The following is a 22549-nucleotide window of genomic DNA, read 5'->3' as shown; positions in this document are numbered from 1 at the left end:
ATGAAAAACAAAAGGCCGGTTGTGGTCGGCATAGTGGTTATCGCGCTGCTGGCCGCCTGCGTCGGCGGCTGGCTGTGGTATCAAAGCGAGCGGGAAAAGCCGCTGACCCTCTACGGCAATGTGGACATCCGCACCGTGAATATGAGCTTCCGCGTCGGCGGGCGCCTGGCCGCGCTTGCGGTGGATGAAGGCGACGCCATCAAAGCCGGCGCAACGCTCGGCGAGCTGGATAAGGGCCCGTACCAGAACGCGCTGCAGCAGGCGGAAGCCAACGTGGCGGCGGCGCAGGCGAAGTTCGATCTGGTAATTGCCGGCTACCGCGACGAAGAGATCGCTCAGGCCGCAGCCCAGGTCAATCAGGCGCAGGCGGCATACGACTACGCGCAGAATTTCTATCAGCGGCAGCAGGGCCTGTGGGCGCGACGCGTTATTTCCGCCAACGATCTGGAAAACGCACGCTCTGCCAGCATCCAGGCAAAAGCCACGCTGAAAGCGGCGCAGGACAAGCTCAGCCAGTACCGCACCGGCAACCGGCCGCAGGAGATAGCCCAGGCGCAGGCCAGCCTGCAACAGGCCAAAGCGCAGCTCGCCCAGGCGCGGCTGGATTTACAGGACACCACGCTTATCGCTCCTTCCGACGGTACGCTGCTGACCCGCGCCGTCGAGCCCGGCAGCATGCTCAACGCCGGAAGCACGGTGCTGACGCTGTCTTTGACCCGCCCGGTTTGGGTACGCGCTTACGTCAACGAAGCCAGCCTGGGCCAGGCGCAGCCCGGCGCCGAAGTATGGATTTATACCGACGGCCGGCCGGATAAACCCTACCGCGGCAAAATCGGCTTCGTCTCCCCTACCGCCGAATTCACGCCTAAAACGGTTGAAACGCCCGACCTGCGCACCGACCTGGTCTACCGTTTGCGCATTATAGTCACCGACGCAGACGACTCGCTGCGCCAGGGCATGCCGGTCACCGTCAGCTTTAACGATGGGCGCCAGCATGAGCAGCAATGACGGCATCATCCGCCTGCACGGGCTGATGAAAAGCTTCCCGACGCTGGATAAGCCTGCGGTAGCAAGCCTGGACTGTGAAATTCGCGCGGGGGAAGTGACGGGCCTGGTTGGGCCGGACGGCGCAGGTAAAACCACGTTGATGCGCATGCTGGCGGGCCTGCTTAAGCCCAGCGAGGGAAGCGCGGAGGTTATCGGCCTGGATCCGATTAAAGACGACCGCGCCCTGCACGCCGTTTTGGGCTATATGCCGCAAAAATTCGGGCTGTATGAAGACTTAACGGTGATGGAAAACCTCACGCTGTACGCCGATCTGCGCGGCGTGACGGGCGAAGAGCGCGAAACGACGTTCAGGCGCCTGCTGGAGTTTACCTCTCTGGGGCCTTTCACCTCGCGTCTTGCCGGGAAGCTGTCCGGCGGCATGAAGCAAAAACTCGGCCTCGCCTGTACGCTGGTCGGCCAGCCAAAAGTTCTGCTGCTTGATGAGCCGGGCGTCGGCGTAGACCCGATTTCGCGCCGCGAGCTTTGGCAGATGGTGCACGAGCTGGCGGGCGAAGGGATGCTGATTTTGTGGAGCACCTCGTATCTTGACGAAGCCGAACAGTGCCGCGACGTGCTGCTGATGAACGAAGGCGAGCTGCTTTATCACGGCGCGCCGAAGGAGCTTACGCAAAAAATGGCCGGTCGTTCGCTGCTGGTAAGCCACGGCGAGGAAAACAACCGTAAGCTGCTGCAGCGGGCGCTGAAGCTGCCGCAGGTCAGCGACGGCGTGATTCAGGGGCGTTCGGTACGTTTAATCCTCGCCAAAGACGCCCGCCTCGCAGAGCTGGCCGAAGCGCTGGATTTATCTGCTGAACATATCGTCCAGACCGAGCCGCGATTTGAAGATGCCTTTATCGACCTGCTGGGCGGCGCGGGGGAGCAGGAGTCGCCGCTCGGCGCAATTCTGCATAGCGTGGAAGGCAGCCACGATGAAACGGTGATTGAAGCCAGACAGCTGACCAAAAAATTCGGTGATTTTGCCGCAACCGACCACGTCGATTTTACCGTGCAGCGCGGCGAAATCTTCGGGCTGCTTGGGCCAAACGGCGCGGGGAAATCCACCACCTTCAAAATGATGTGCGGGCTGCTGGTGCCAACCTCCGGTAAAGCGCTGGTGCTGGATATGGATTTAAAAACCAGCTCGGGCAAAGCGCGCCAGCACCTTGGCTATATGGCGCAAAAATTTTCCCTCTACGGCAACCTGACGGTTGAGCAGAACCTGCGGTTTTTCTCCGGCGTGTACGGCCTGCGGGGCAAGGCGCAGGAAGAGAAAATTAGCCGCATGAGCGAGGCGTTTAACCTGCGGCCGATTTTTAACAGCCAGACGGACTCCCTGCCGCTCGGCTTTAAGCAGCGCCTGGCGCTCGCCTGCTCGCTGATGCACGAGCCGGATATCCTGTTCCTTGATGAGCCCACCTCGGGCGTTGACCCCATTACCCGCCGCGAATTCTGGCTGCATATCAACAGCATGGTGGAAAAAGGCGTTACCGTGATGGTCACCACGCACTTTATGGACGAGGCGGAGTACTGCGACCGCATCGGGCTGGTCTATCGCGGAAAGCTTATCGCCAGCGGCACGCCGGACGATCTTAAACGGCAGGCGGCGGGCGACGAGCAGGCCGACCCGACCATGGAGCAGGCGTTTATCACCCTGATAAACCAGTGGGATAAGGAGCATGACCATGAGCGGGCATAATCCTTTTGTTTCATGGCGGCGCGTGCGCGCGCTGTGCGTGAAGGAAACGCGTCAGATTGTGCGCGATCCGAGCAGCTGGCTGATTGCGGTAGTGATCCCCCTGCTGCTGCTGTTTATTTTCGGCTACGGCATCAACCTGGATTCCAGCCGCCTGCACGTTGGCGTACTGCTGGAGCAGCAAAGCGAGGAGGCGCTGGACTTCGCCCATGCCGTCAGCGCCTCGCCCTATATTCAGCCGACCATCAGCGATAATCGCCATGAGCTGATTCAGCTGATGCAGGCGGGAAAAATTCGCGGCATGGTGGTTATCCCCACCGATTTTGCGCAGAACATGGCGCGCGCGGGGGCGACGGCGCCGGTTCAGATTATTACCGACGGCAGCGAACCGAACACCGCCAACTTTGTGCAGGGCTATATGGAAGGCATCTGGCAAATCTGGCAGCAGCAGCGTGCGGAAGACCGGGGAGAAAGCTTTGCGCCGCCGATCGACGTGCAGCTGCGCTACTGGTTTAACCCCGCGGCCATCAGCCAGCATTTTATTATTCCAGGGGCGATAACCATCATTATGACGGTGATCGGCGCCATCCTCACCTCGCTGGTCGTCGCCCGCGAATGGGAGCGCGGCACCATGGAGGCCCTGCTCTCCACCCAGATAACGCGCACCGAACTATTGCTGTGCAAGCTGCTGCCGTATTACGTGCTCGGCATGCTGGCGATGCTGCTGTGTATGCTGGTGTCGGTGTTTATTTTAGGCGTGCCCTACCGCGGCTCGCTGCTGCTTTTGTTTCTTATCACCAGCCTGTTTTTGCTCAGCACGCTCGGCATGGGGCTGCTGATTTCCACCATTACCCGTAACCAGTTTAACGCCGCCCAGGTGGCGTTAAACGCCGCGTTTCTGCCGTCGATTATGCTGTCGGGCTTTATCTTCCAGATTGACAGCATGCCCGCAATTATTCGCGCGGTGACCTATGTTATCCCCGCGCGCTACTTCGTCAGCACGCTGCAAAGCCTGTTCCTCGCGGGAAATATCGCCGCCGTGCTGGTGGTCAACGTGCTGTTTTTGATTGCCTCGGCGGTGATGTTTATCGGCCTGACGGCCATAAAAACCCGGCGTCGCCTCGATTAAGGGAAAGCTATGTTTCATCGACTATGGACCTTGATTCGCAAAGAGCTGCAGTCCCTGCTCAGAGAACCGCAGACCCGCGCCATTCTGATTCTGCCGGTGGTGCTGCAGGTGGTGCTGTTTCCCTTTGCCGCAACGCTTGAAGTCACCAACGCCACCATTGCGATTTACAACGAGGACAACGGCAGCCACTCCGTCGAGCTGACGCAGCGCTTTGCGCGCGCAAAAGCCTTTAAGCACGTGCTGCTGTTAAAGAGCCCGCAGGAAATACAGCCGACCATCGACAACCAGAAAGCGCTGCTGCTGATTCGCTTCCCGGCGGATTTCTCACGCAATCTTGTGGCGGGCCAGCCCGCAAAACTGCAGATTATTTTAGACGGGCGCAACTCCAACAGCGCCCAGATTGCCGCCAATTATCTGCAGCAGGTGGTGAAGAACTACCAGCAGGAGCTGATGACCGGGCGGCCGTCGCCGAACAACAGCGAGCTGGTGGTGCGCAACTGGTATAACCCAAATCTGGATTACAAATGGTTCGTGGTGCCGTCGCTTATCGCCATGATCACCACCATCGGCGTGATGATTGTGACGTCGCTGTCCGTTGCCCGCGAGCGCGAGCAGGGCACGCTCGATCAGCTTCTGGTCTCGCCCCTTGCCACCTGGCAAATCTTTGTCGGCAAAGCCGTGCCCGCGCAGATTGTCGCCATCGGGCAGGCCACTATCGTGCTGGGGGTAGGCATCTGGGGGTATCACATCCCGTTTTCCGGCTCGGTGCTGCTGTTTTACTTCACCATGCTGATTTACGGGCTGTCGCTGGTTGGCTTTGGGCTGCTGATCTCAGCGCTGTGCTCAACGCAGCAGCAGGCTTTTATCGGGGTATTCGTCTTTATGATGCCGGCGATACTGCTGTCGGGCTACGTATCGCCGGTGGAGAACATGCCGGTATGGCTGCAGGATTTAACCTGGATAAACCCCATCCGGCATTTCACCGACATTACGAAACAGATTTACCTGAAGGATGCGAGTTTTGACATCGTCTGGGGAAGCGTGTGGCCGCTGCTGGTCATCGCGGCCGTCACCCTGTCAGCGGCGTACTGGATGTTTCGACGCAAAATTGCCTGATTTATCTTTGGCAAGCAGGGAGTAGATGGCGGGTCCGGCAATCATCACCAGGCCTGCCGCGGCGATCAGCAGATTGCTTTGCACCACGCGCGAAAGCAGCCACAGGGCGATCATCGCCGATCCGAAGTACCAGGTGGTGGTCAGCTCTTCAAGGAAGTCGCCGATATCGCGCAGCCTGCCGCTGTGGAAACGCTGCAGGACGAACATGGCAATCACCGTCACCACATAAAGCAGACACAGGCCCACGCCGACCGGGATAAGAGCCTTCATTTTCCAGCCTGCCAGCAAAGCAACCACGACCATAAAATGCAGCATAATCTGCCAACAAGTCAGGCCGGTTGTCACCTGTACGCGCTGTTGCCACCTCATGTTTTCACTCCTGGCATATTTTTTCCTGTCTTTGAGAGTACGCCAGTGTACGGAAAATTCCGCAAGCCGCCCTCTTTTTGTGACAAAGACTACACTTTATTTTCATCAGGATAACTAAAAGACCGGGAGCGGCATGGCACATCAGACTCCGCGCTTTTCCTTTAAAGTGCTTACGATAAATACACACAAAGGCTTCACCACCTTTAACCGACGTTTTATTTTGCCAGAGCTTCGCGATGCGGTGCGTACGGTAGCGGCAGATATCGTCTGCCTGCAGGAAGTGATGGGCGCGCACGAGGCCCCATTCCGTACGCTTCGAAAACTGGCCGCAGACCAGCCACTATGAATTTCTGGCCGATACGGTATGGAACGATTTCGCCTATGGGCGCAACGCCGTTTATCCGGAGGGGCATCACGGCAACGCCGTGCTTTCCCGTTTCCCTATCACCCAGTTTGATAATCGCGACATCTCCGTGGAAGGCCATGAAAAACGAGGCATGCTGCATTGCCAGATGACGGTGCCGGAGCAGGATATCCACGTGCACGTGATTTGCGTACACCTTGGGCTGCGCGAGGAGCACCGTCAGGAGCAGCTCAACATGCTGTGCGATCTGGTAAACAATTTGCCCGCAGGCGATCCTGTAGTAGTGGCGGGCGATTTCAACGACTGGCGGCAAAAGGCTAATCGCCTGCTGAAAAAAGAAGCCGGCCTCGATGAGGTCTTTACCCGCGCCTACGGCCGCCCCGCGCGTACTTTTCCGGCCGGGCTGCCGCTTTTACGCCTGGACAGAATTTACGTCAAACACGCTCACGTCAGCGCGCCTTCGACCCTCAACCTGCGTCAATGGCGCCACCTGTCCGATCATGCCCCGCTCGCCGTGGAGATACATATATGAAAAATAACTGGCGCGACGGCAACCGCATTGAACTGCTGGAAAACGGCGATCGGTTTTTCCCGGCGGTTTTCGAAGCGATTAGCAATGCCCGCAGCAAAGTGATTCTGGAAACGTTCATCTGGTTTGAAGATGAGGTAGGCAAGCAGCTTCATAAAGCGATCCTCGACGCCGCGCGACGCGGCGTCAGCATCGAGGTGCTGCTTGACGGCTACGGCTCGCCGGATCTCAGCGAGAGCTTTGTCAGCGAACTGACCACCGCCGGGGTAATGTTCCGTTACTACGATCCGCGCCCGCCGCTTTTTGGCATGCGCACCAACGTGTTCCGCCGCATGCACCGCAAAATCGTGGTGGTGGATGGCGAAATAGCCTTCGTGGGCGGAATTAACTACTCCGCCGAGCACATGATTGATTACGGTCCGCAGGCCAAACAGGACTACGCCGTAAAAGTTGAAGGCCCGGTAGTCGAAGATATCTATCAGTACGTGATTTCCAACCTGCCGGGGCACGAAGAGCCCGGAAGCTGGTGGAGACGACGTCGCAACCGGGCGCATGAGAACCTCACGCCGGGTGAAGCGCAGGCGCTGTTCGTCTGGCGCGATAACAACCAGCATCGCGACGATATTGAGCGCTATTACCTGAAGATGCTCAGCAATGCGAAGCAGGAAGTGATTATCGCCAACGCCTATTTCTTCCCCGGCTATCGCCTGCTGCACGCCATGCGCAGCGCCGCGCGCCGTGGGGTAAAAGTGAAGCTGGTGGTGCAGGGCGAGCCGGATATGCCGATTGTGCGAGTCGGCGCGCGCCTGCTGTACAACTATCTGGTGAAATCCGGCGTGGAGGTTTATGAATACACCCGCCGGCCGCTGCACGGCAAAGTGGCCATTATGGATGACCACTGGGCCACCGTCGGCTCCAGCAACCTCGACCCGCTCAGCCTGTCGCTGAACCTTGAGGCGAACCTGATTATTTACGACCAGCAGTTCAATACCACTTTACGCGACAACCTTAACGGCCTTATCGCCCACGACTGCCAGCAGGTGGACGAGTCCATGCTGCCAAAACGCACCTGGTGGAATCTGGGAAAAAGCGTTCTCGCGTTCCACTTCTTACGCCACTTCCCGGCACTCGTGGGCTGGCTGCCCGCGCATACCCCTCGGCTGTCGCAGGTTTTGCCTCCCGTGCAGCCAGAAATCGAGACGCAGGACAGGGTTGAAACGGATAATCAGGGAGTGAAATTCTGATGGCACATGCGCATCCTAAATGGCGAAAAGCCAGGAAGATCCTCACCTGGCTGTTTTTTATCGCCGTCATCGTCCTGCTGGTGGTTTACGCCACCAGGGTTGACTGGGAAGAGGTCTGGAAGGTTATCAGCAACTACAACCGTCTGGTGCTGTTTAGCTGCATCGGGCTGGTGATTTTAAGCTACCTGATTTACGGCTGTTACGATCTGCTGGCGCGCTCTTATTGCGGGCATAAGCTGGCGAAGCGGCAGGTGATGCTGGTGTCCTTTATCTGCTACGCCTTTAACCTGACGCTCAGCACCTGGGTTGGCGGCATCGGCATGCGCTACCGCCTTTACTCACGGCTGGGGCTACCAGGCAGCACCATTACGCGCATTTTTTCCCTCAGTATCTCAACCAACTGGCTTGGGTATATTCTGCTGGCGGGGGTGATTTTCACCATCGGCGTGGTGCAGCTGCCGGAGCACTGGTATATCGATGAAGGCACCCTGCGCATTCTGGGCGTCGTTCTGCTGGCCATCATCGCGGTGTATTTGTGGTTCTGCGCCTTCGCCAAACATCGCCACGCCACCATTCGCGGACAGCGCCTGGTGCTGCCATCGTTTAAATTCGCGCTTGCGCAGATGGCTATCTCCAGCGCCAACTGGATGGTGATGGGGGCGATTATCTGGCTGCTGCTGGGCCAGGAGGTAAACTATTTCTTTGTGCTCGGCGTCCTGCTGGTCAGCAGCATCGCCGGGGTTATCGTGCATATCCCCGCGGGGATTGGCGTGCTGGAGGCGGTCTTTATCGCGCTGCTGGCAGGAGAACATGTCAGTCACGGCACTATTATTGCCGCCCTTCTGGCCTACCGCCTGCTGTATTTTATCGCCCCGCTGCTGCTGGCGATCCTGTGCTACCTGTGGCTGGAGAGCCGGGCGAAGAAGCTGCGGGCGAAAAATGAGAAGACGATGGAGATGAATTAATTTTTCCCCTGATTCTATCTGATACGGTTTTCACTCTGGTTAACATAGCCAGAGTGAAAACAAACAGGTTAAAAATGTTTTTTTCATCGGGTAATACTTACCCCTTCCTGTTTAAAAACATAAATTTTCTTTATTCACTTATCAAATAACAACCTGCGGAGAATATAGCTTTTTTCCCTATTTACGCTTTAAATGACAGCCTGTTGGATCACGCAAGCGTTGAGAATGTCAGCCACTACCTGTGGGCGCACTGCGGTAGATCTGCACCACTACGCTATCTGGCAAAGCGTATGCAGCTAACGTCACAACATCCTTCGAATTCTCAATTCGCCAGCATTCTGCTTCAGCATCACATTGCGCCTGTGGTTTATATCCCACAGAAATCAGATAGTCGCGAATCTTACGGGTATCGGTAGTGCCATAAAATTTCACGGTAAAGACATGAGCCTGTGGGCCGCTGATATTTCCGAACTCAAAAGTATAGTTTTTGGTGATGCGCGGCATTTTTTTTAGCAGTTCGGGCGTGTAATGCTCATACTCCCTTTTATCCTGTTGGGTGTAATGCGCGCTGCTGGCGAATTCCATTTTCAGGTACGGCCCACGCAAAAAAGAACGCCGCGCTAATGACGATAACCGCACAAGCCAGCATCCTGAGAAACTTTTTCAACATCCTGCCCTGCCATTACCCGCGCCAGAGATGACAATTGCTTTATCACGCCCGGGACCAATTATGCTTTCGGGTATATCAACCACTTCGTTGTTCAGGAAAACGGCTTGAGAACCATCCTGTATTTTCCCACCTTTACTCATCCTGAATATCCCTCCATTTCAATAAATAAGCCCAATACCTGGCTAAGAGCGCAGGCTGGCTGCCTCTGAATATGTTTTTATTTGATGAACTTGTAAACAGCGCAAAGGGAGGATCAATCTTAAAATTGCTGGCGGCGCAAGAAGGGAATAAACACCGGGGAAACGGCCTTCATCCTGCGCCCGCTGTGGGAGCAGGATGAAGACGAAATGAAATTAACGACGGTTGCCGAAAATACGCAGCAGCATCAGGAACAGGTTGATAAAGTCCAGATACAGCGTCAGCGCGCCAAGGATGGAGTACTTACGCATATTTTGCGTATCGCGCGCGTCGATCTGCTCGCCGATATTTTTCAGCTTCTGCGTGTCGTAAGCCGTCAGGCCAACGAACACAATCACGCCGATATAGGTTACCGCCCACATCAGCGCGGTGCTTTTCAGCCAGATATTCACCAGCGAAGCCAGCACGATGCCGATTAACGCCATAAACAGCATATTGCCGAAACCGCTCAGGTCACGCTTGGTGGTGTAGCCATACAGGCTCATGGCGCCGAACATGCCGCCCGCCACCACGAAGGTGCTGGCAATGGACGAGTAGGTATAGACGATAAAGATGCTGGAAAGGGTCAGCCCCGTCAGCGCGGAGTAAAGCATAAACAGCGTGGTCGCCATGCCGGCGCTTAGCCTTTGCACCAAGCCGGAGAGCACAAATACCAGCGCCAGCTGGGCGATGATCAGCCCAAAGAAGGTGATTTTGCTGGAGAAGACAAACTCCATCACCGCCGGTGTGTTAGCGGCGTACCAGGCGACAAACGCGGTCAGCAACAGCCCGCAGGTCATCCAGCCGTAAACCTGCGCCATGTATGCCTGCAGGCCGGTACGCGCCTGCTGCACGATTGTGTCATTGGAGCGGGGGAATCGATCCATGATGCTACCTCTGTTAAGTGCGTTAACCTGATTTCAGGCTTAAAAGCCTACCATGCTTAAGATTAACACAACTCCATGAGGGTGCCTCCTACCAGCGTTTAGCCGCCTGCTTATCGCTTTCCCGCGCTTCCACCCAGCGTTCCCCTTCCGGCGTGGCTTCGCGCTTCCAGAACGGCGCGCGCGTTTTCAGATAATCCATAATAAACTGCGCGGCTTCAAACGCCGAACTGCGGTGCGCGCCGGTGACGCCGACAAAAACGATTTCATCCCCCGGCCACAGTTCACCGATGCGATGAATAACCGAAACACGCTGCAGCGGCCAGCGGGCGCGAGCCTCGCCGATGATTTCCGCCAGCGCTTTCTCCGTCATTCCCGGATAGTGTTCAAGGGTAAGCGCGCTGACGCTGTCGCCAAGGTTGTGATTGCGAACCTTGCCGGTAAAAGTGACCACCGCGCCGTCCTCATCGCACTGCGACAGCCAGAGGTACTCATCGCCCACGTTGAAATTTTCATGGCTTACGCGAATACGGGTGTTTTCCATCTCGTCAGCCTCCGGTAACCGGTGGAAAGAAAGCGACCTCGTCGCCGTCCGTCAGAGGATGATCGAAGCTCACCAGCGTCTGGTTAACCGCGGCGAGCAGTTTGCCGGACTCAAGCGCCAGCGCCCAGCGATCGCTTTTAGCCGCCAGCCCGCTACGCAGTTGCTCAACGTTGGCGTATGCCGCGTCGAGCTGCAGGCTGTCGCAGCCCACCAGCTCACGCACCTGGGCGAAAAACAGAACGTTAATCATCGGTTTGCACCTTAAAATCGCCAGATTTGCCGCCGCTTTTCGCCAGCAGGCGAACCGGGCCAATCACCATATCCTTCTGCACGGCTTTGCACATATCGTAGATGGTTAACGCCGCAACGGACGCGGCCGTCAGCGCCTCCATTTCGACGCCGGTTTTGCCCGTCAGGCGGCAGACGGCCTCAATGCGCACGCGATTGTGCTGCGGCTCGGCTTCAAGGGTGACTTCAACTTTGCTCAGCAGCAGCGGATGGCACAGCGGGATCAGCTCCCAGGTACGTTTCGCCGCCTGAATGCCGGCGATGCGCGCGGTGGCGAAAACGTCGCCTTTATGATGGCTGCCCTCGACGATCATCGCGAGGGTTTGCGCCTGCATGGTGACAAAGGCTTCCGCACGGGCTTCACGGACGGTTTCAGTTTTGGCTGAGACATCCACCATGTGCGCTTCGCCGGCGGCGTTAATATGGGTCAGTTGCGACATAGTTTATTTCTTGATGTGTGGATAGAAGTTACAGGGGCGCTGGCGCGCGTCCAGCTGCTGCACGATGATATTTTCCCAGGCGGTGCGGCAGGCTTTCGTCGAGCCGGGCATGGCGAAAATCAGCGTGCGGTTGGCAAGGCCCGCGACCGCACGGGACTGCAGCGTGGAAGTGCCGATCTCTTCATAAGAGAGCATGCGGAACAGCTCGCCAAAGCCTTCGATTTCGCGGTCAAACAGCGGCAGCAGCGCTTCCGGAACCTGATCGCCTTCGGTAAAGCCGGTGCCGCCGTTGATCAACACGACCTGCACTTCCTCGCTTGCGATCCATTGGGAAACCCGGGCGCGGATCGCATAGCGGTTTTCTTTTACGATGGCTTTATCCACCACCTCATGACCCGCTTCGGTTGCGCAGTCACGCAGGTAGTGGCCAGAGGTGTCTTCGTCTTCGCCACGACGGCTGGAGACGGTCAAAATGGCAATACGTGCCGGGATAAACGTTTCGCTTACCTGACTCATACTTTTTCTCCTTGTTGTTGACGCTATCCACCAATATAGGACAGGTTCCGGGTGATGCCGGTATGACCGTCATGCAGGAAATGGGTTTGTTTCTTCCGGGCGAGCGCCGAGGAAATACGCGCTTTGAGCTCTTCACCTTGTTCATCGTTCGCCAGCAAATCACGCAGCGAGATGCCGCCGTCGCCGAACAGGCACAGATGAAGGTTGCCTACGGACGACACGCGCAGGCGATTACAGCTTGCGCAGAAGTCTTTTTCATACGGCATGATAAGGCCGATTTCGCCTTCGTAGTCCGGGTGGCAAAAGACCTGCGCCGGGCCATCGCTGCGGCCACGAAGCTTGTGCACCCAGCCGCGCCGCACAAGCTGGTCGCGGATGGTGGTGCCGGAAATATGGTATTTACGGAAGAGTTCGCCGCCGTCGCCGGTTTCCATCAGCTCGATAAAGCGCAGTTGGACAGGACGAGGCTTGATCCATGCAAGGAAGGTGTCCAGCTCATGGCTGTTAACGCCGCGCATCAGCACCGTATTGACCTTAACGCGCTCAAAACCGGCGGCGAAAGCGGCGTCGATGCCGTCCATTACCTGGCGGAATTTATCCTGGCCGGTGATGGCGTGAAACTGACGGGCGTCCAGGCTGTCAACGCTGACGTTCACCGCGCTAAGGGCCCGCCTCCTTCCACTGCTGAATATCTCTTGCCAGGCGGTAGCCGTTCGTCGTTACGGCAAGCTGGCGAATCGCCGGGTTTTCACGCACGGCGGCGATGATTTCCGTAAAGTCGCGGCGCAAAGAGGGCTCGCCGCCGGTCAGGCGTACCTTTTCGGTGCCCAGAGCGGCAAAGGCGCGGGTAACGCGGCGAATTTCATCGACGTTAAGGAAGCTTTTGTTCGCCACGCCGTGCGGTTTATAGCCATCCGGCAGGCAATAGTTACAGCGAAAATTGCAAACGTCGGTGATCGACAGGCGCAGATAGAAAAACTTGCGTGCGAACGCATCGGTCAGTTGAGGAGCCATATACACCTTTCCAAATACGGGAGATGCAGGCATTTCTTTCTGCACCCTGGTGACCGGGAGGGTCACGGCCAAAGCACCCTATCTTGCGACTTAGGTCCGAAGGCTTAGTGTGTGTTCGAACGATAGTAGCGCGTGATGGCAGCGCACGCCATAGCAGCTTTCGTTATATAAATCTATACATAACGAACTAATCGCTCAATTTCGCCACAGAGTACGCGAAAAGCGAACTTTTACCTTGATATATATCATTATCGCCGGTCCCCGCATCGTCTTTTCGGCGCTTTTACGCTACCTTAAGCCGGAAAGTTCGTCATAAGGAATAGCTATGCGCAGTCGCACCTTTGCGGATCTCGATCGGGTGGTGGCCCTCGGCGGCGGCCACGGTCTCGGCCGGGTCATGTCTTCCCTCTCCTCTTTAGGATCCCGCCTGACAGGCATCGTGACCACGACCGATAACGGCGGGTCGACCGGCCGTATTCGGCGTTCTGAAGGCGGCATCGCCTGGGGGGATATGCGTAATTGTTTAAACCAGTTAATTACCGAGCCCAGCGTCGCTTCGGCCATGTTTGAGTACCGTTTCGGCGGTAACGGCGAACTTTCCGGGCATAACCTTGGAAATCTGATGTTAAAGGCGTTGGATCACCTGAGCGTGCGGCCGCTGGAAGCCATTAATCTGATTCGTAACCTGCTGAAAGTCGACGCGCTGCTTATTCCCATGTCGGAGCAGCCGGTCGATTTGATGGCCACCGACGCAGACGGCCATTTTATCTACGGAGAGGTCAACATCGACCAGCTTTCCTCTCCGCCTCAGGAGCTGATGCTGTATCCGAAAGCCCCCGCCACCCGCGAAGCGGTGGAAGCCATTGCCGAAGCGGATCTTATTCTGATTGGCCCGGGCAGCTTTTACACCAGCCTGATGCCGCTTCTGCTGCTGGAAGATATGGATCAGGCGCTCAGGCGCACGCCGGCGCCGGTGGTTTACATCGGCAACCTGGGGCGTGAGCTTAGCGTAGCCGCAGCCAGCCTGACGCTAAAAGAGAAGCTGGAAATCATGGAGCAACGGGTGGGAAAAAGAATTATCGATGCGGTAGTGGTAGGCCCCCACGTTGATGTTTCAAGCGTTATCGGGGATCGGGTGGTGATTCAGGAGCAGCTGGAGGCCAGCGATATTCCCTATCGCCATGATCGGGTCCTGCTGCGCCAGGCGCTGGAAAAAGCGGTGCAGAAACTGGGTTAACGGAAGGGAAAGCCCGTGGAGGGGGACAGGCGGAGGGCGCTTATCCCCTACAAGAGCTTTCACTTCGGTAATAATTGCGCAGGTCGGGTAAGCGCCCGCGTCCAGGCCTACGACGCGGCGATAAACAAGTCGCGCAGCTGGTGCAGCTGGTCGCGAACCAGCGCGGCCTGTTCGAACTCCAGGTTCTGGGCATGCTCCAGCATCTTCGCTTCCAGCTGATGAATTTTCTGCTGCAGCGCTTTGGGCGTAAGCAGCACTTCATCTTCCTCAACGATTTTCGCCTTGCCGCGGCCTTTGGTTTTCATTTTCGAGACCGACTCGCCCAGCGCCAGAATATCGACCACCTTCTTGTTCAGGCCCTGCGGAGTAATGCCGTTCTCTTCGTTATAGCGCTGCTGCTTCTCGCGGCGACGCTCCGTTTCGCCAATCGCTTTCGCCATTGACGGCGTAATTTTGTCGCCGTACAGAATGGCTTTACCGTTCACGTTACGCGCCGCACGGCCGATGGTCTGAATCAGCGAACGTTCGGAACGCAGGAAGCCCTCTTTGTCGGCGTCCAGAATCGCCACCAGCGAGACTTCAGGCATATCCAGCCCTTCGCGCAGCAGGTTAATGCCCACCAGCACGTCGAACTCGCCAAGGCGCAAATCGCGGATGATTTCCATACGCTCTACCGTGTCGATATCCGAGTGCAGATAGCGCACCCGCTCGCCGTGCTCTTCGAGGTATTCCGTAAGATCCTCGGCCATGCGTTTGGTCAGCGTCGTCACCAGCACGCGCTCGTTGATTTCGACGCGTTTACGGATCTCGGAAAGCAGATCGTCAACCTGGGTGCCGACGGGGCGCACTTCGATTATCGGATCCAGCAGGGCCCGTTGGGCGCACGACCTGATCGACGATGTCGCCGCCGGATTTTTCCAGCTCGTAATTGCCAGGCGTCGCCGAAACATAAATCGTCTGCGGCGCCAGCGCTTCGAACTCTTCGAACTTCAGCGGGCGGTTGTCCAGCGCGGAAGGAAGACGGAAACCGTACTCCACCAGCGTCTCTTTACGCGCCCGGTCGCCGCGATACATGCCGCCTATCTGCGGAATGGTGACGTGGGATTCGTCCACCACCAGCAGCCCGTCCGCCGGCAGGTAATCAAACAGCGTCGGCGGCGGCTCGCCCGGCCCGCGGCCGGAGAGGAAGCGCGAGTAGTTTTCCACCCCCGAGCAGTAGCCCAGCTCGTTCATCATCTCTAAATCGAACTGCGTACGCTGGGTTAAGCGTTGCTCTTCGAGCAGTTTGTTGTTGGCCAGCAGGATTTTTCGCCTGTCCGCCAGCTCGTCTTTGATCTCTTCCATCGCCTGCAGAATGCGTTCGCGCGGCGTAACGTAGTGCGTTTTCGGGTAGACGGTGAAGCGCTGGATAGCCTGATCGACCTGGCCGGTCAGCGGATCGAACAGCGACAGCCGCTCCACCTCTTCGTCAAACAGCTCCACGCGCAGCGCCATATCGTCCGACTCCGCCGGGAAGATATCGATGACTTCGCCGCGCACGCGGAAGGTGCCGCGCTGGAATGCCTGATCGTTGCGGGTATATTGCAGTTCGGTAAGGCGACGCAGAATGGAGCGCTGATCGATAATCATCCCCTTGGTGAGATGCAGCATCATTTTCAGATACAGATCGGGGTCGCCCAGGCCATAGATCGCGGACACCGACGCCACGACGATAACGTCGCGGCGCTCAAGCAGCGCCTTGGTGGCCGACAAACGCATCTGTTCAATATGTTCGTTAACCGAGGAGTCCTTTTCGATAAAGGTATCGGAGCTGGGTACGTACGCTTCCGGCTGATAGTAGTCGTAGTAAGAGACAAAAAATTCCACCGCGTTGTCAGGGAAGAACTCTTTCATTTCGCCGTAAAGCTGCGCCGCAAGCGTTTTGTTCGGCGCCAGCACCATGGTCGGGCGCTGCAAATCCGCAATCACGTTTGCCACGGTAAAGGTCTTACCTGACCCGGTCACCCCCAGTAACGTCTGATGGGCAAGTCCGTCTTCCAGACCCTCTTCAAGACGCCGTATGGCATCGGGCTGATCGCCGGAGGGTTTGAATGCAGAATTAAGTTTGAACGCTTTACTCATTGAGTTGCTACCTGAGGAAGAAACTAGCGGGCCGGAGGATAATTTTACTCCGCACGGGGATTTTTGCCAGTAAATAATACTGGATGAAAAACCAGTATGTTATAAACTGACGGTGGTTATCGACCAAAATCTCGCGCTGGCCTGCGCGCAATTTCGCCAAAGACGGAATTAAACGCCAGGTGCTGGCGGTTATCCCCAGATTTTTTTGGTTCTTTAACTTTGTCAAGCAGCGTAATGAAAGTGAGACATTCTTCTGTGTCACTTTCATTACACGGATTGATTTTATTTAACTAACTAATTTAAAAGGGATATTTCCAAAAGACCGGTTTCGCGTCAATTTGCGCGCAGGCCGCGCCCGCTCTCGCTTACGGTTAGTTTTCTAACTCTAATGCACAAGGTTATCCACAGGAATAGTGGATAAGTGCATCCAGCCCTTGAGGGTCGCCGCCCGCAAATAACCCCTTTTTTAATATGCGCGCCCTGAAAAAAATTTTTCCCATCTATTTTTGATTTTTATCGCCTTATTCTGCTTTGTCCCGGCAAGGGTGAAGACGCTCACAAAACGGTCATTTTCCCCGGCTTTTTTGCCGTTTTGTGCACCAAAAACGCGAGCGCAAAAGCACTGACAAAGTGCAGCGCGGCGGCAAAGCTGTGCGTATCAGATTTTTTTCATGCTTATTTATGAGGCTATTCTCAAATTTGCCATCTTCCTGCTACCTGTGCATGAGATGGCAAGGGAATTGCACAATCCCTCAGAAGAACCTCGCCCCGGTGTCGGGAGCAGGCTGGATGCCGCAGCGAATGGGGGTTTATTGCAGGCAAAAGCGCGCAAAGTGGCTTCAGATATTTAACCCTGTCGTGAGGAGAGGACATATGTTGAGTTTACGCGCCGTGAACCAGTTTTATGGTGAGAGCCATATTTTATGGAACCTCGATCTGGAACTGAAGAAAGGAGAATGCACCTGCATCCTGGGGGCGCCGGGCATGGGCAAAACCACGCTGGTGAACTGCATTACCGGCTACCTGCCCGTGCAAAGCGGCAGCATGATCTGGAACGAAGCCGGCCGCCCGCCGCAGAATTTACTCACCAGGGCCGTTGAAGATCGCGCCGCGCTGGGGATGAGCTACGTCGCGCAGGAACGGCGTATCTTTTCCCAGCTTACCGTTGAAGAAAACCTCCAGATCGCCCTGCTGGCCGGGAACGAACGGGCGCGGGCCATTCCCGCCATGGTATACGACCTGTTTCCGGCGCTGTACTCCCTGCGGCACGCGCGCGGCGGCGAACTCACCGGCGATATTCAGCAGCAGCTGGCGCTGGCCAGAGCGCTGGTCACCGAACCCAAACTGCTGATCCTTGATGAGCCAACGCTTGGCAGCGGGCAGCGTTTTATCCATGATATGGGAAATATTATCCGCCGCCTGAACCGTGATTTTGGCCTCACGATCTTACTGGTCGAACAGCGGCTGTCCTTCATCCGCCGCGTGGCGGACCGTTTTTGTCTGCTGCACCGTGGACGTAACGTCGCGCAGGGAAAGGTGGATCTGCTCGACGACAAGCTGATAGCAAACTGGATGACGCCATGAATTTATCTACGGTGGCGGCCAGTTTTTGACCGTCACGCTACCGCAGTTGCCCAATCTGCTTTTGCAGCTCGCTGTCCAGCGCCGCCAGCTCGCGTTGCAGATTACATTGTCTCGTCACCGCCGAAAGCTCCAGCAGCGGTAAAGGGACTTTGCTTACTCCCGTCTCACGCAGCCAGCGCAGCACAGATTCAAGATGCCAGATAGCCGTTTTACCCTCATGCACCGGGGCGGGAAAAGCCTGACGGCTCACCATTAATTTGCGCATATATTGCCGGGAAAACCCCATTAATTCGGCTATATCCGTTAACCCAACCAAATCTGGCGTGACCTCCACGAGACCCGCGCCGGGAATAATTCGTTTAACATCCTGAATGGCGGAAACCACAGCCTGTCTCGCGGTTTGCGCTTCACGGATAAAATGCAGCGCGATTCTGCCCGTTACGCCTGTGCCCGCCAGCGCATCATCGCAGCCATTTTCGCCCAGCGCCTGAAGCCAAAGCGCCGGATCCTGGCGGCTTTGCGGCAAGGTGAATATCAGGGTGAAGCTAAATTCCGACATACCCTCCTCCTTACTTAATGTCGCCCCGGCCCGGCCGTATTCTGATAGCAGCCGTCTACCACGCGTCTTATCTGTCTTGCGTGATTCCCTGCATTGCGTGGCGTATTCCAGATGCAGCTGATACAGAATTCGCCGCATCGGCAGGCTTTGTCATTCCACGGGCAATACATTTTTCCCCAGCACTGGGAACCAGCGGATTTTATCTGCCAGCCCTGGCATTCCGCATAGCTCAACGCGGCTTCAATCTCCTTATCCGGATGCACTCGGCGCACCATAAATCCTCCTGATTATCCTTTCACAAAGGGTTGTCATGTGACAACAAAAGGTGCGGATAATTTAGCCTGTATTGAAGCATTGCGACAGGGTTTGCTTTAACGAATGCGTCGTTATGGAAAAACGCCCGAAGTAAATTTCGGGCGTTGCAGTTATGCAGAGAAAAAACGCGGCCTAAGCCGCAAGACGGGATAAATCGAGATAGCTACCGAGTAAGGTTTTTTCGTCCAGCTCCGGCAGCCAGGGAATTTCGCCGAGCATCGGCGCGGGCAGCACTTTCCTGAGCGTCGCGATATATTCAGCGTGCCGTTTGCCCGGCGGCAGAACGTCGTTTGCGATCCAACCCGCCAGCGGCAGGCCGGCGCTTTTTACCGCCTGCGCCGTCAGCATCGCGTGGTTAATGCAGCCCAGCTTAACGCCCACCACCAGAATGACCGGCAGCTTTTCGGCCGCCGCCCAGTCGGCAAAGGTGGAGGATTCGGAAAGCGGGGTAAACCAGCCGCCGGCGCCTTCCACCTGAATCCAGTCTCCGTACTGCGAAAGGGCCGCCAGGCCCGCAGAGAGCGTTGCAAAAGCTATCGGACGGCCCTCCTCCGCGCTGATAATGTGCGGAGAGGTCGGCTCAAGAAAGGCCAGCGGATTAACCTGCTCATAGCTTAGGGGGACGTTGCTGTTGCGCTGGAGGGCCAGCGCATCGCTATTGCGAATACCCTGCGGCGTCATTTCGCTGCCGGAGGCCACGGGCTTGTAGCCTACGGCCTTAAAGCCCGCCTGCGCCGCGGCCTGCAGCAGGGCGCAGCTGGCGACGGTTTTCCCGACTTCAGTATCGGTTCCGGTAACAAACCATTTTTTAATCACGTTCAATAACTCCACACACAAGTTGCCAGCTAAGCGGAAAAGCGCCGTCACGCTGCGGCCAGGCAAGGCTCAGGCGCTGCAGCTGCCGACGCGTCATCAGCGAGCTTTTACGCCCTTCATGAAGATGCGTGGCCCCCACGCCTTTAAGCGTGCGCATCGCGCTCATCACATCCGGAAAACGCTGGGTCACCCGCTCAACATAAAGCGATGCGCGCCAGCCTTCGCAGGCGGCTTCAATTTCTTCCGGCGACAAAAATTCATTGGCGTGCGCCCTTGCATCCACGGCCTGCCAGGCGGCATGCAGCTCCGGGAGCGAGCCTGCGGCTACGGTGGTGAAAGCGACGCATCCGCCCGGACGGGTCACCCGGTAAAGCTCGCTTAATCCCCGGCGTAAATCGCCGCACCACTGCACCGCAAGATTGCTCCAGGCCAGGGACACGGCTTCATTGCCCAGCGGCAACGCCTCGATATCGCCCGCGAGATAGCTGTCTGCCGCCTGCTGCTCGCGGGCGTGGCTTAACATTTTCGCCGAAAGATCGAGCGCCGTAACCCGGCTGCCCTGCTCTTTCCAGCGGCGGCTGAACCAGCCGGTGCCGCAGCCGGCGTCTAACACCTGCCCGAACTCGCGTCCGGCCAGGCGGCTTAGCAGATAATCGCCGCTGATACGCTGGAGGGCGGAAAAATTGTCATAGGTGGCGGCCGCCCGCCCGAAGGCTTGCGCCACGGCCAGTTTATTCACGAGTTTCGTCATGCAGAGCCTCCAGCAGCGCGTCGACATCTTCGCGGGTATGTTCTGCGGTAAGCGTCACGCGCAGACGGGCGCTGCCGACGGGGACGGTTGGCGGACGGATGGCGGTCAGCCAAAAACCACGCTCCCGTAGACGGGCCGCAAGGCCGAGCGTGCGGGCGTTCTCACCCACAATCAGCGGCTGAATGGCGGTTTGCGAATCGATTAATCCCAGCGGCAGCCGCGCCGCGCCGCGCCGGAAAGCTGCGATATTGTCGCGTAGCCGGGCGCGTTGTTCGTCGCCGTGGCGGATCGCCTCCAGCGCCGCGGACAGCGCACAGGCCTGGGCGGGAGGCATCGCCGTGCTGTAAATCAGATGGCGGGCAAACTGGAGCAGATAGTCCGCCACCTCGTCGCTGCACAACACGGCCGCGCCGCTCACGCCGAATGCCTTGCCGAAGGTGACGATCAGCAAATCTGGTTTAACCCGCAGCTGATGGCAGCTTCCCCGCCCTTCTTCGCCCGCCACGCCGATGCCGTGGGCATCGTCCACCAGCAGCCAGCCGCCCCTCGCGCGGGCGGCCGCGGCAATCGCGCCGAGGGGAGCCTGGTCCCCGTCCATGCTGAATACGCCTTCGGTGATAACCAGCTGCTGGCCTTCGCAGGCGGCGGCCAGCAGCTTCTCCAGCGCCCGCACGTCGTTATGCGCGAAGCGCCGCAGCTGCGCCGGGCTTAACATCGCCGCTTCCAGCAGGGACGCATGGCTGAGCCTGTCCGCCAGAATGCGATCCTGCTTTTGCGCAAGCGCGGTAATCACGGCCTGATTGGCCGCAAAACCGGAGATAAACAGCAGCGCGCGCGGATAGCCAAGCCACCCGGAAAGGGCTTCTTCCAGCTGCTGATGGGCCCTGCTGTAGCCCGTCACGTGCCCCGAGCCGCCGCTGCCGACGCCGTACTGCTCCGCGCCCTTCTGCCAGGCGCGAATGATACCGGGATGCAGGCTTAGCCCCAGGTAATCGTTGCTGGAAAAGTTCAGGTATCGCCTGCCGTTGCTTATCAGCAGGCGCCCGCTGCCGCGTTCGTTGGCCTGCCTGACGCGAAAGCTGTCGTCGGCGCGCCTTTGGGCAAGCTGCTGCTCGATGCGCTGCTGCCAGCTCATACCGCCGCCGCGTTGTAATACTTGTCCGTATCCGCCGTCAGCAGCCGGGAGGCCAGCTGCTGTTGCTGCTCGTTATCGCCCGCGTCGGTGGTGGTCTGCTGCGGATTGAGCCCCAGCTTGCGGAACAGCTGTAAATCTTTGTCTTCTTCCGGGTTTGGCGTGGTGAGAAGCTTGCAGCCGTAGAAAATAGAGTTCGCCCCGGCCATAAAGCACATCGCCTGGGTCTGCTCGCTCATCTGCTCGCGGCCGGCAGAGAGGCGCACGAAGGAGGTCGGCATCATGATGCGCGCAACGGCGATAGTGCGGATGAAATCAAACGCGTCCACGTCGTCGTTATCCGCAAGCGGCGTGCCTTTCACCTTCACCAGCATGTTAATCGGCACGCTTTCCGGCGGCGTTGGCAGATTAGCGAGCTGCAGCAGCAAGCCTGCGCGATCCTTCACCGTTTCGCCCAGCCCGACGATGCCGCCGGAGCAAACCTTGATGCCCGCATCGCGCACTTTATCGAGCGTATCCAGACGCTCCTGGTAAGTCCGCGTGGTGATGATATTGCCGTAGAATTCCGGCGAGGTATCGAGGTTGTGGTTGTAGTAGTCCAGCCCGGCCGCCGCCAGGCGCTGCGCCTGGGCCTCGGTTAAGGTGCCGAGCGTCATGCAGGTTTCCAGCCCCATTTCGCGCACGCCCTGCACCATCTGCTCAAGGTAAGGCATATCGCGATCGTTCGGGTTCTTCCAGGCGGCCCCCATGCAGAAACGGGTCGAACCCGCGTTACGCGCCTTGCGGGCGGAGTCCAGCACCTGTTCGACCTCCATCAGGCGCTCCGATTCCAGGCCGGTTTTATAGCGCGCGCTTTGCGGGCAATATTTACAGTCTTCCGGACAGGCGCCGGTTTTTATCGACAGCAGCGTACTGACCTGCACGTGGCGGGGATCGAAGTGCTGACGGTGAACCTGCTGCGCTTCAAACAGCAGTTCGAGGAAAGGTTTTTCAAATAAAGCAGTGACCTGCGACATTGTCCAGCGAGCGTGGTGAGCCATGGGGC

General features: G+C 57.6%; 21 protein-coding genes, 3 pseudogenes and 1 riboswitch. Of the genes and pseudogenes, 9 read left to right on the top strand and 15 right to left on the bottom strand.

Annotation, left to right across the window (positions count from 1 at the left end; genetic code table 11):
* The 4 genes from hlyD to WLO32_RS06500 are packed head-to-tail and all read left to right on the top strand — an operon-like array spanning nt 1 to nt 4985.
* The gene (hlyD, locus tag WLO32_RS06515; protein WP_435947645.1) at nt 1–1008 is read left to right on the top strand and encodes a secretion protein HlyD; all 1008 of its coding nucleotides are present in this window, start codon (nt 1–3) and stop codon (nt 1006–1008) included.
* The gene (locus WLO32_RS06510) at nt 995–2743 is read left to right on the top strand and encodes an ATP-binding cassette domain-containing protein (protein ID WP_435947644.1); all 1749 of its coding nucleotides are present in this window, start codon (nt 995–997) and stop codon (nt 2741–2743) included. Before hlyD ends, WLO32_RS06510 begins: the two co-directional genes overlap by 14 nt.
* Nucleotides 2730–3869, top strand: a complete 1140-nt coding sequence (locus WLO32_RS06505) for an ABC transporter permease (protein ID WP_435947643.1) — start codon at nt 2730–2732, stop codon at nt 3867–3869. Before WLO32_RS06510 ends, WLO32_RS06505 begins: the two co-directional genes overlap by 14 nt.
* 9 nt (nt 3870–3878) lie before the next feature.
* The gene (locus WLO32_RS06500) at nt 3879–4985 is read left to right on the top strand and encodes an ABC transporter permease (RefSeq protein ID WP_435947642.1); all 1107 of its coding nucleotides are present in this window, start codon (nt 3879–3881) and stop codon (nt 4983–4985) included.
* On the opposite strand, the gene WLO32_RS06495 is transcribed toward WLO32_RS06500, so the two are convergent.
* A complete protein-coding gene (locus WLO32_RS06495; protein ID WP_435947641.1) occupies nt 4947–5354 on the bottom strand; it encodes a YbhQ family protein in 408 nt (135 codons plus the stop codon). The two genes, WLO32_RS06500 and WLO32_RS06495, sit on opposite strands and share 39 nt — an antisense overlap.
* A gap of 133 nt (nt 5355–5487) precedes the next feature.
* Here WLO32_RS06495 and WLO32_RS06490 point away from each other — a divergent pair.
* The 3 genes and pseudogenes from WLO32_RS06490 to WLO32_RS06480 all read left to right on the top strand — a co-directional run bounded on the left by WLO32_RS06490 (nt 5488) and on the right by WLO32_RS06480 (nt 8456).
* Nucleotides 5488–6250: pseudogene (locus tag WLO32_RS06490) on the top strand (endonuclease/exonuclease/phosphatase family protein).
* Complete coding sequence (gene clsB, locus WLO32_RS06485; protein ID WP_435947640.1) at nt 6247–7491, top strand: cardiolipin synthase ClsB; 1245 nt, start codon at nt 6247–6249, stop codon at nt 7489–7491. Before WLO32_RS06490 ends, clsB begins: the two are co-directional and overlap by 4 nt.
* On the top strand, nt 7491–8456 hold the full coding sequence (locus tag WLO32_RS06480; RefSeq protein WP_435947639.1) for a lysylphosphatidylglycerol synthase domain-containing protein: 966 nt from the start codon (nt 7491–7493) through the stop codon (nt 8454–8456). Before clsB ends, WLO32_RS06480 begins: the two co-directional genes overlap by 1 nt.
* Before the next feature lie 228 nt (nt 8457–8684).
* On the opposite strand, the gene WLO32_RS06475 is transcribed toward WLO32_RS06480, so the two are convergent.
* The 7 genes and pseudogenes from WLO32_RS06475 to moaA form a co-directional block, all read right to left on the bottom strand.
* On the bottom strand, nt 8685–9041 hold the full coding sequence (locus WLO32_RS06475; protein WP_435947638.1) for a hypothetical protein: 357 nt from the start codon (nt 9039–9041) through the stop codon (nt 8685–8687).
* A gap of 438 nt (nt 9042–9479) precedes the next feature.
* On the bottom strand, nt 9480–10190 hold the full coding sequence (locus WLO32_RS06470) for a Bax inhibitor-1/YccA family protein (protein WP_121267184.1): 711 nt from the start codon (nt 10188–10190) through the stop codon (nt 9480–9482).
* Nucleotides 10191–10278: 88 nt separating this feature from the next.
* On the bottom strand, nt 10279–10731 hold the full coding sequence (moaE, locus tag WLO32_RS06465) for a molybdopterin synthase catalytic subunit MoaE (protein ID WP_435947637.1): 453 nt from the start codon (nt 10729–10731) through the stop codon (nt 10279–10281).
* Between the two features lie 4 nt (nt 10732–10735).
* Nucleotides 10736–10981: a molybdopterin synthase sulfur carrier subunit gene (gene moaD / locus WLO32_RS06460; protein ID WP_435947636.1), complete on the bottom strand. Its 246-nt coding sequence runs from the start codon at nt 10979–10981 to the stop codon at nt 10736–10738.
* A complete protein-coding gene (moaC, locus tag WLO32_RS06455; protein WP_435947635.1) occupies nt 10974–11459 on the bottom strand; it encodes a cyclic pyranopterin monophosphate synthase MoaC in 486 nt (161 codons plus the stop codon). The genes moaD and moaC overlap by 8 nt, the downstream gene beginning before the upstream one ends.
* 3 nt (nt 11460–11462) lie before the next feature.
* Nucleotides 11463–11975: a molybdenum cofactor biosynthesis protein B gene (moaB, locus tag WLO32_RS06450; protein WP_435947634.1), complete on the bottom strand. Its 513-nt coding sequence runs from the start codon at nt 11973–11975 to the stop codon at nt 11463–11465.
* A 23-nt stretch (nt 11976–11998) separates the two neighbouring features.
* Nucleotides 11999–12989, bottom strand: a pseudogene (gene moaA, locus WLO32_RS06445) (GTP 3',8-cyclase MoaA).
* Nucleotides 12977–13108, bottom strand: a riboswitch (molybdenum cofactor riboswitch). (Overlaps the previous pseudogene by 13 nt.)
* 206 nt (nt 13109–13314) lie before the next feature.
* On the opposite strand from moaA, the gene yvcK reads away from it, so the two are divergent.
* Nucleotides 13315–14226: a uridine diphosphate-N-acetylglucosamine-binding protein YvcK gene (yvcK, locus tag WLO32_RS06440; protein ID WP_435947633.1), complete on the top strand. Its 912-nt coding sequence runs from the start codon at nt 13315–13317 to the stop codon at nt 14224–14226.
* 107 nt (nt 14227–14333) lie between these two features.
* On the opposite strand, the pseudogene uvrB reads toward yvcK, so the two are convergent.
* Nucleotides 14334–16347, bottom strand: a pseudogene (uvrB, locus tag WLO32_RS06435) (excinuclease ABC subunit UvrB).
* Between the two features lie 873 nt (nt 16348–17220).
* Here uvrB and WLO32_RS06430 point away from each other — a divergent pair.
* Nucleotides 17221–17931, top strand: a complete 711-nt coding sequence (locus WLO32_RS06430; RefSeq protein WP_435947632.1) for an ABC transporter ATP-binding protein — start codon at nt 17221–17223, stop codon at nt 17929–17931.
* A 37-nt stretch (nt 17932–17968) separates the two neighbouring features.
* Here WLO32_RS06430 and WLO32_RS06425 read toward each other — a convergent pair whose 3' ends face one another.
* The 6 genes from WLO32_RS06425 to bioB all read right to left on the bottom strand — a co-directional run bounded on the left by WLO32_RS06425 (nt 17969) and on the right by bioB (nt 22544).
* A complete protein-coding gene (locus WLO32_RS06425; protein WP_435947631.1) occupies nt 17969–18490 on the bottom strand; it encodes a DNA-binding protein in 522 nt (173 codons plus the stop codon).
* 14 nt (nt 18491–18504) lie between these two features.
* On the bottom strand, nt 18505–18765 hold the full coding sequence (locus WLO32_RS06420; RefSeq protein WP_435947630.1) for a hypothetical protein: 261 nt from the start codon (nt 18763–18765) through the stop codon (nt 18505–18507).
* A 172-nt stretch (nt 18766–18937) separates the two neighbouring features.
* On the bottom strand, nt 18938–19621 hold the full coding sequence (bioD, locus tag WLO32_RS06415; RefSeq protein WP_435947629.1) for a dethiobiotin synthase: 684 nt from the start codon (nt 19619–19621) through the stop codon (nt 18938–18940).
* A complete protein-coding gene (gene bioC / locus WLO32_RS06410; protein ID WP_435947628.1) occupies nt 19614–20372 on the bottom strand; it encodes a malonyl-ACP O-methyltransferase BioC in 759 nt (252 codons plus the stop codon). Before bioC ends, bioD begins: the two co-directional genes overlap by 8 nt.
* Entirely contained in the window at nt 20353–21507 is a 1155-nt protein-coding gene (bioF, locus tag WLO32_RS06405) for an 8-amino-7-oxononanoate synthase (RefSeq protein WP_435947627.1), read from the bottom strand. Before bioF ends, bioC begins: the two co-directional genes overlap by 20 nt.
* Nucleotides 21504–22544 carry a biotin synthase BioB gene (gene bioB, locus WLO32_RS06400; protein ID WP_435947626.1) on the bottom strand — a complete coding sequence of 347 codons (1041 nt, stop codon included), beginning with the start codon at nt 22542–22544 and terminating at the stop codon, nt 21504–21506. The genes bioF and bioB overlap by 4 nt, the downstream gene beginning before the upstream one ends.
* Nucleotides 22545–22549: the final 5 nt, after the last annotated feature.

Source organism: Dryocola mayonis (assembly GCF_051307045.1).
In the GTDB taxonomy this organism is placed as follows: Bacteria; Pseudomonadota; Gammaproteobacteria; order Enterobacterales; family Enterobacteriaceae; genus Dryocola.
This window is presented reverse-complemented; position numbering and strand designations above follow the sequence as displayed.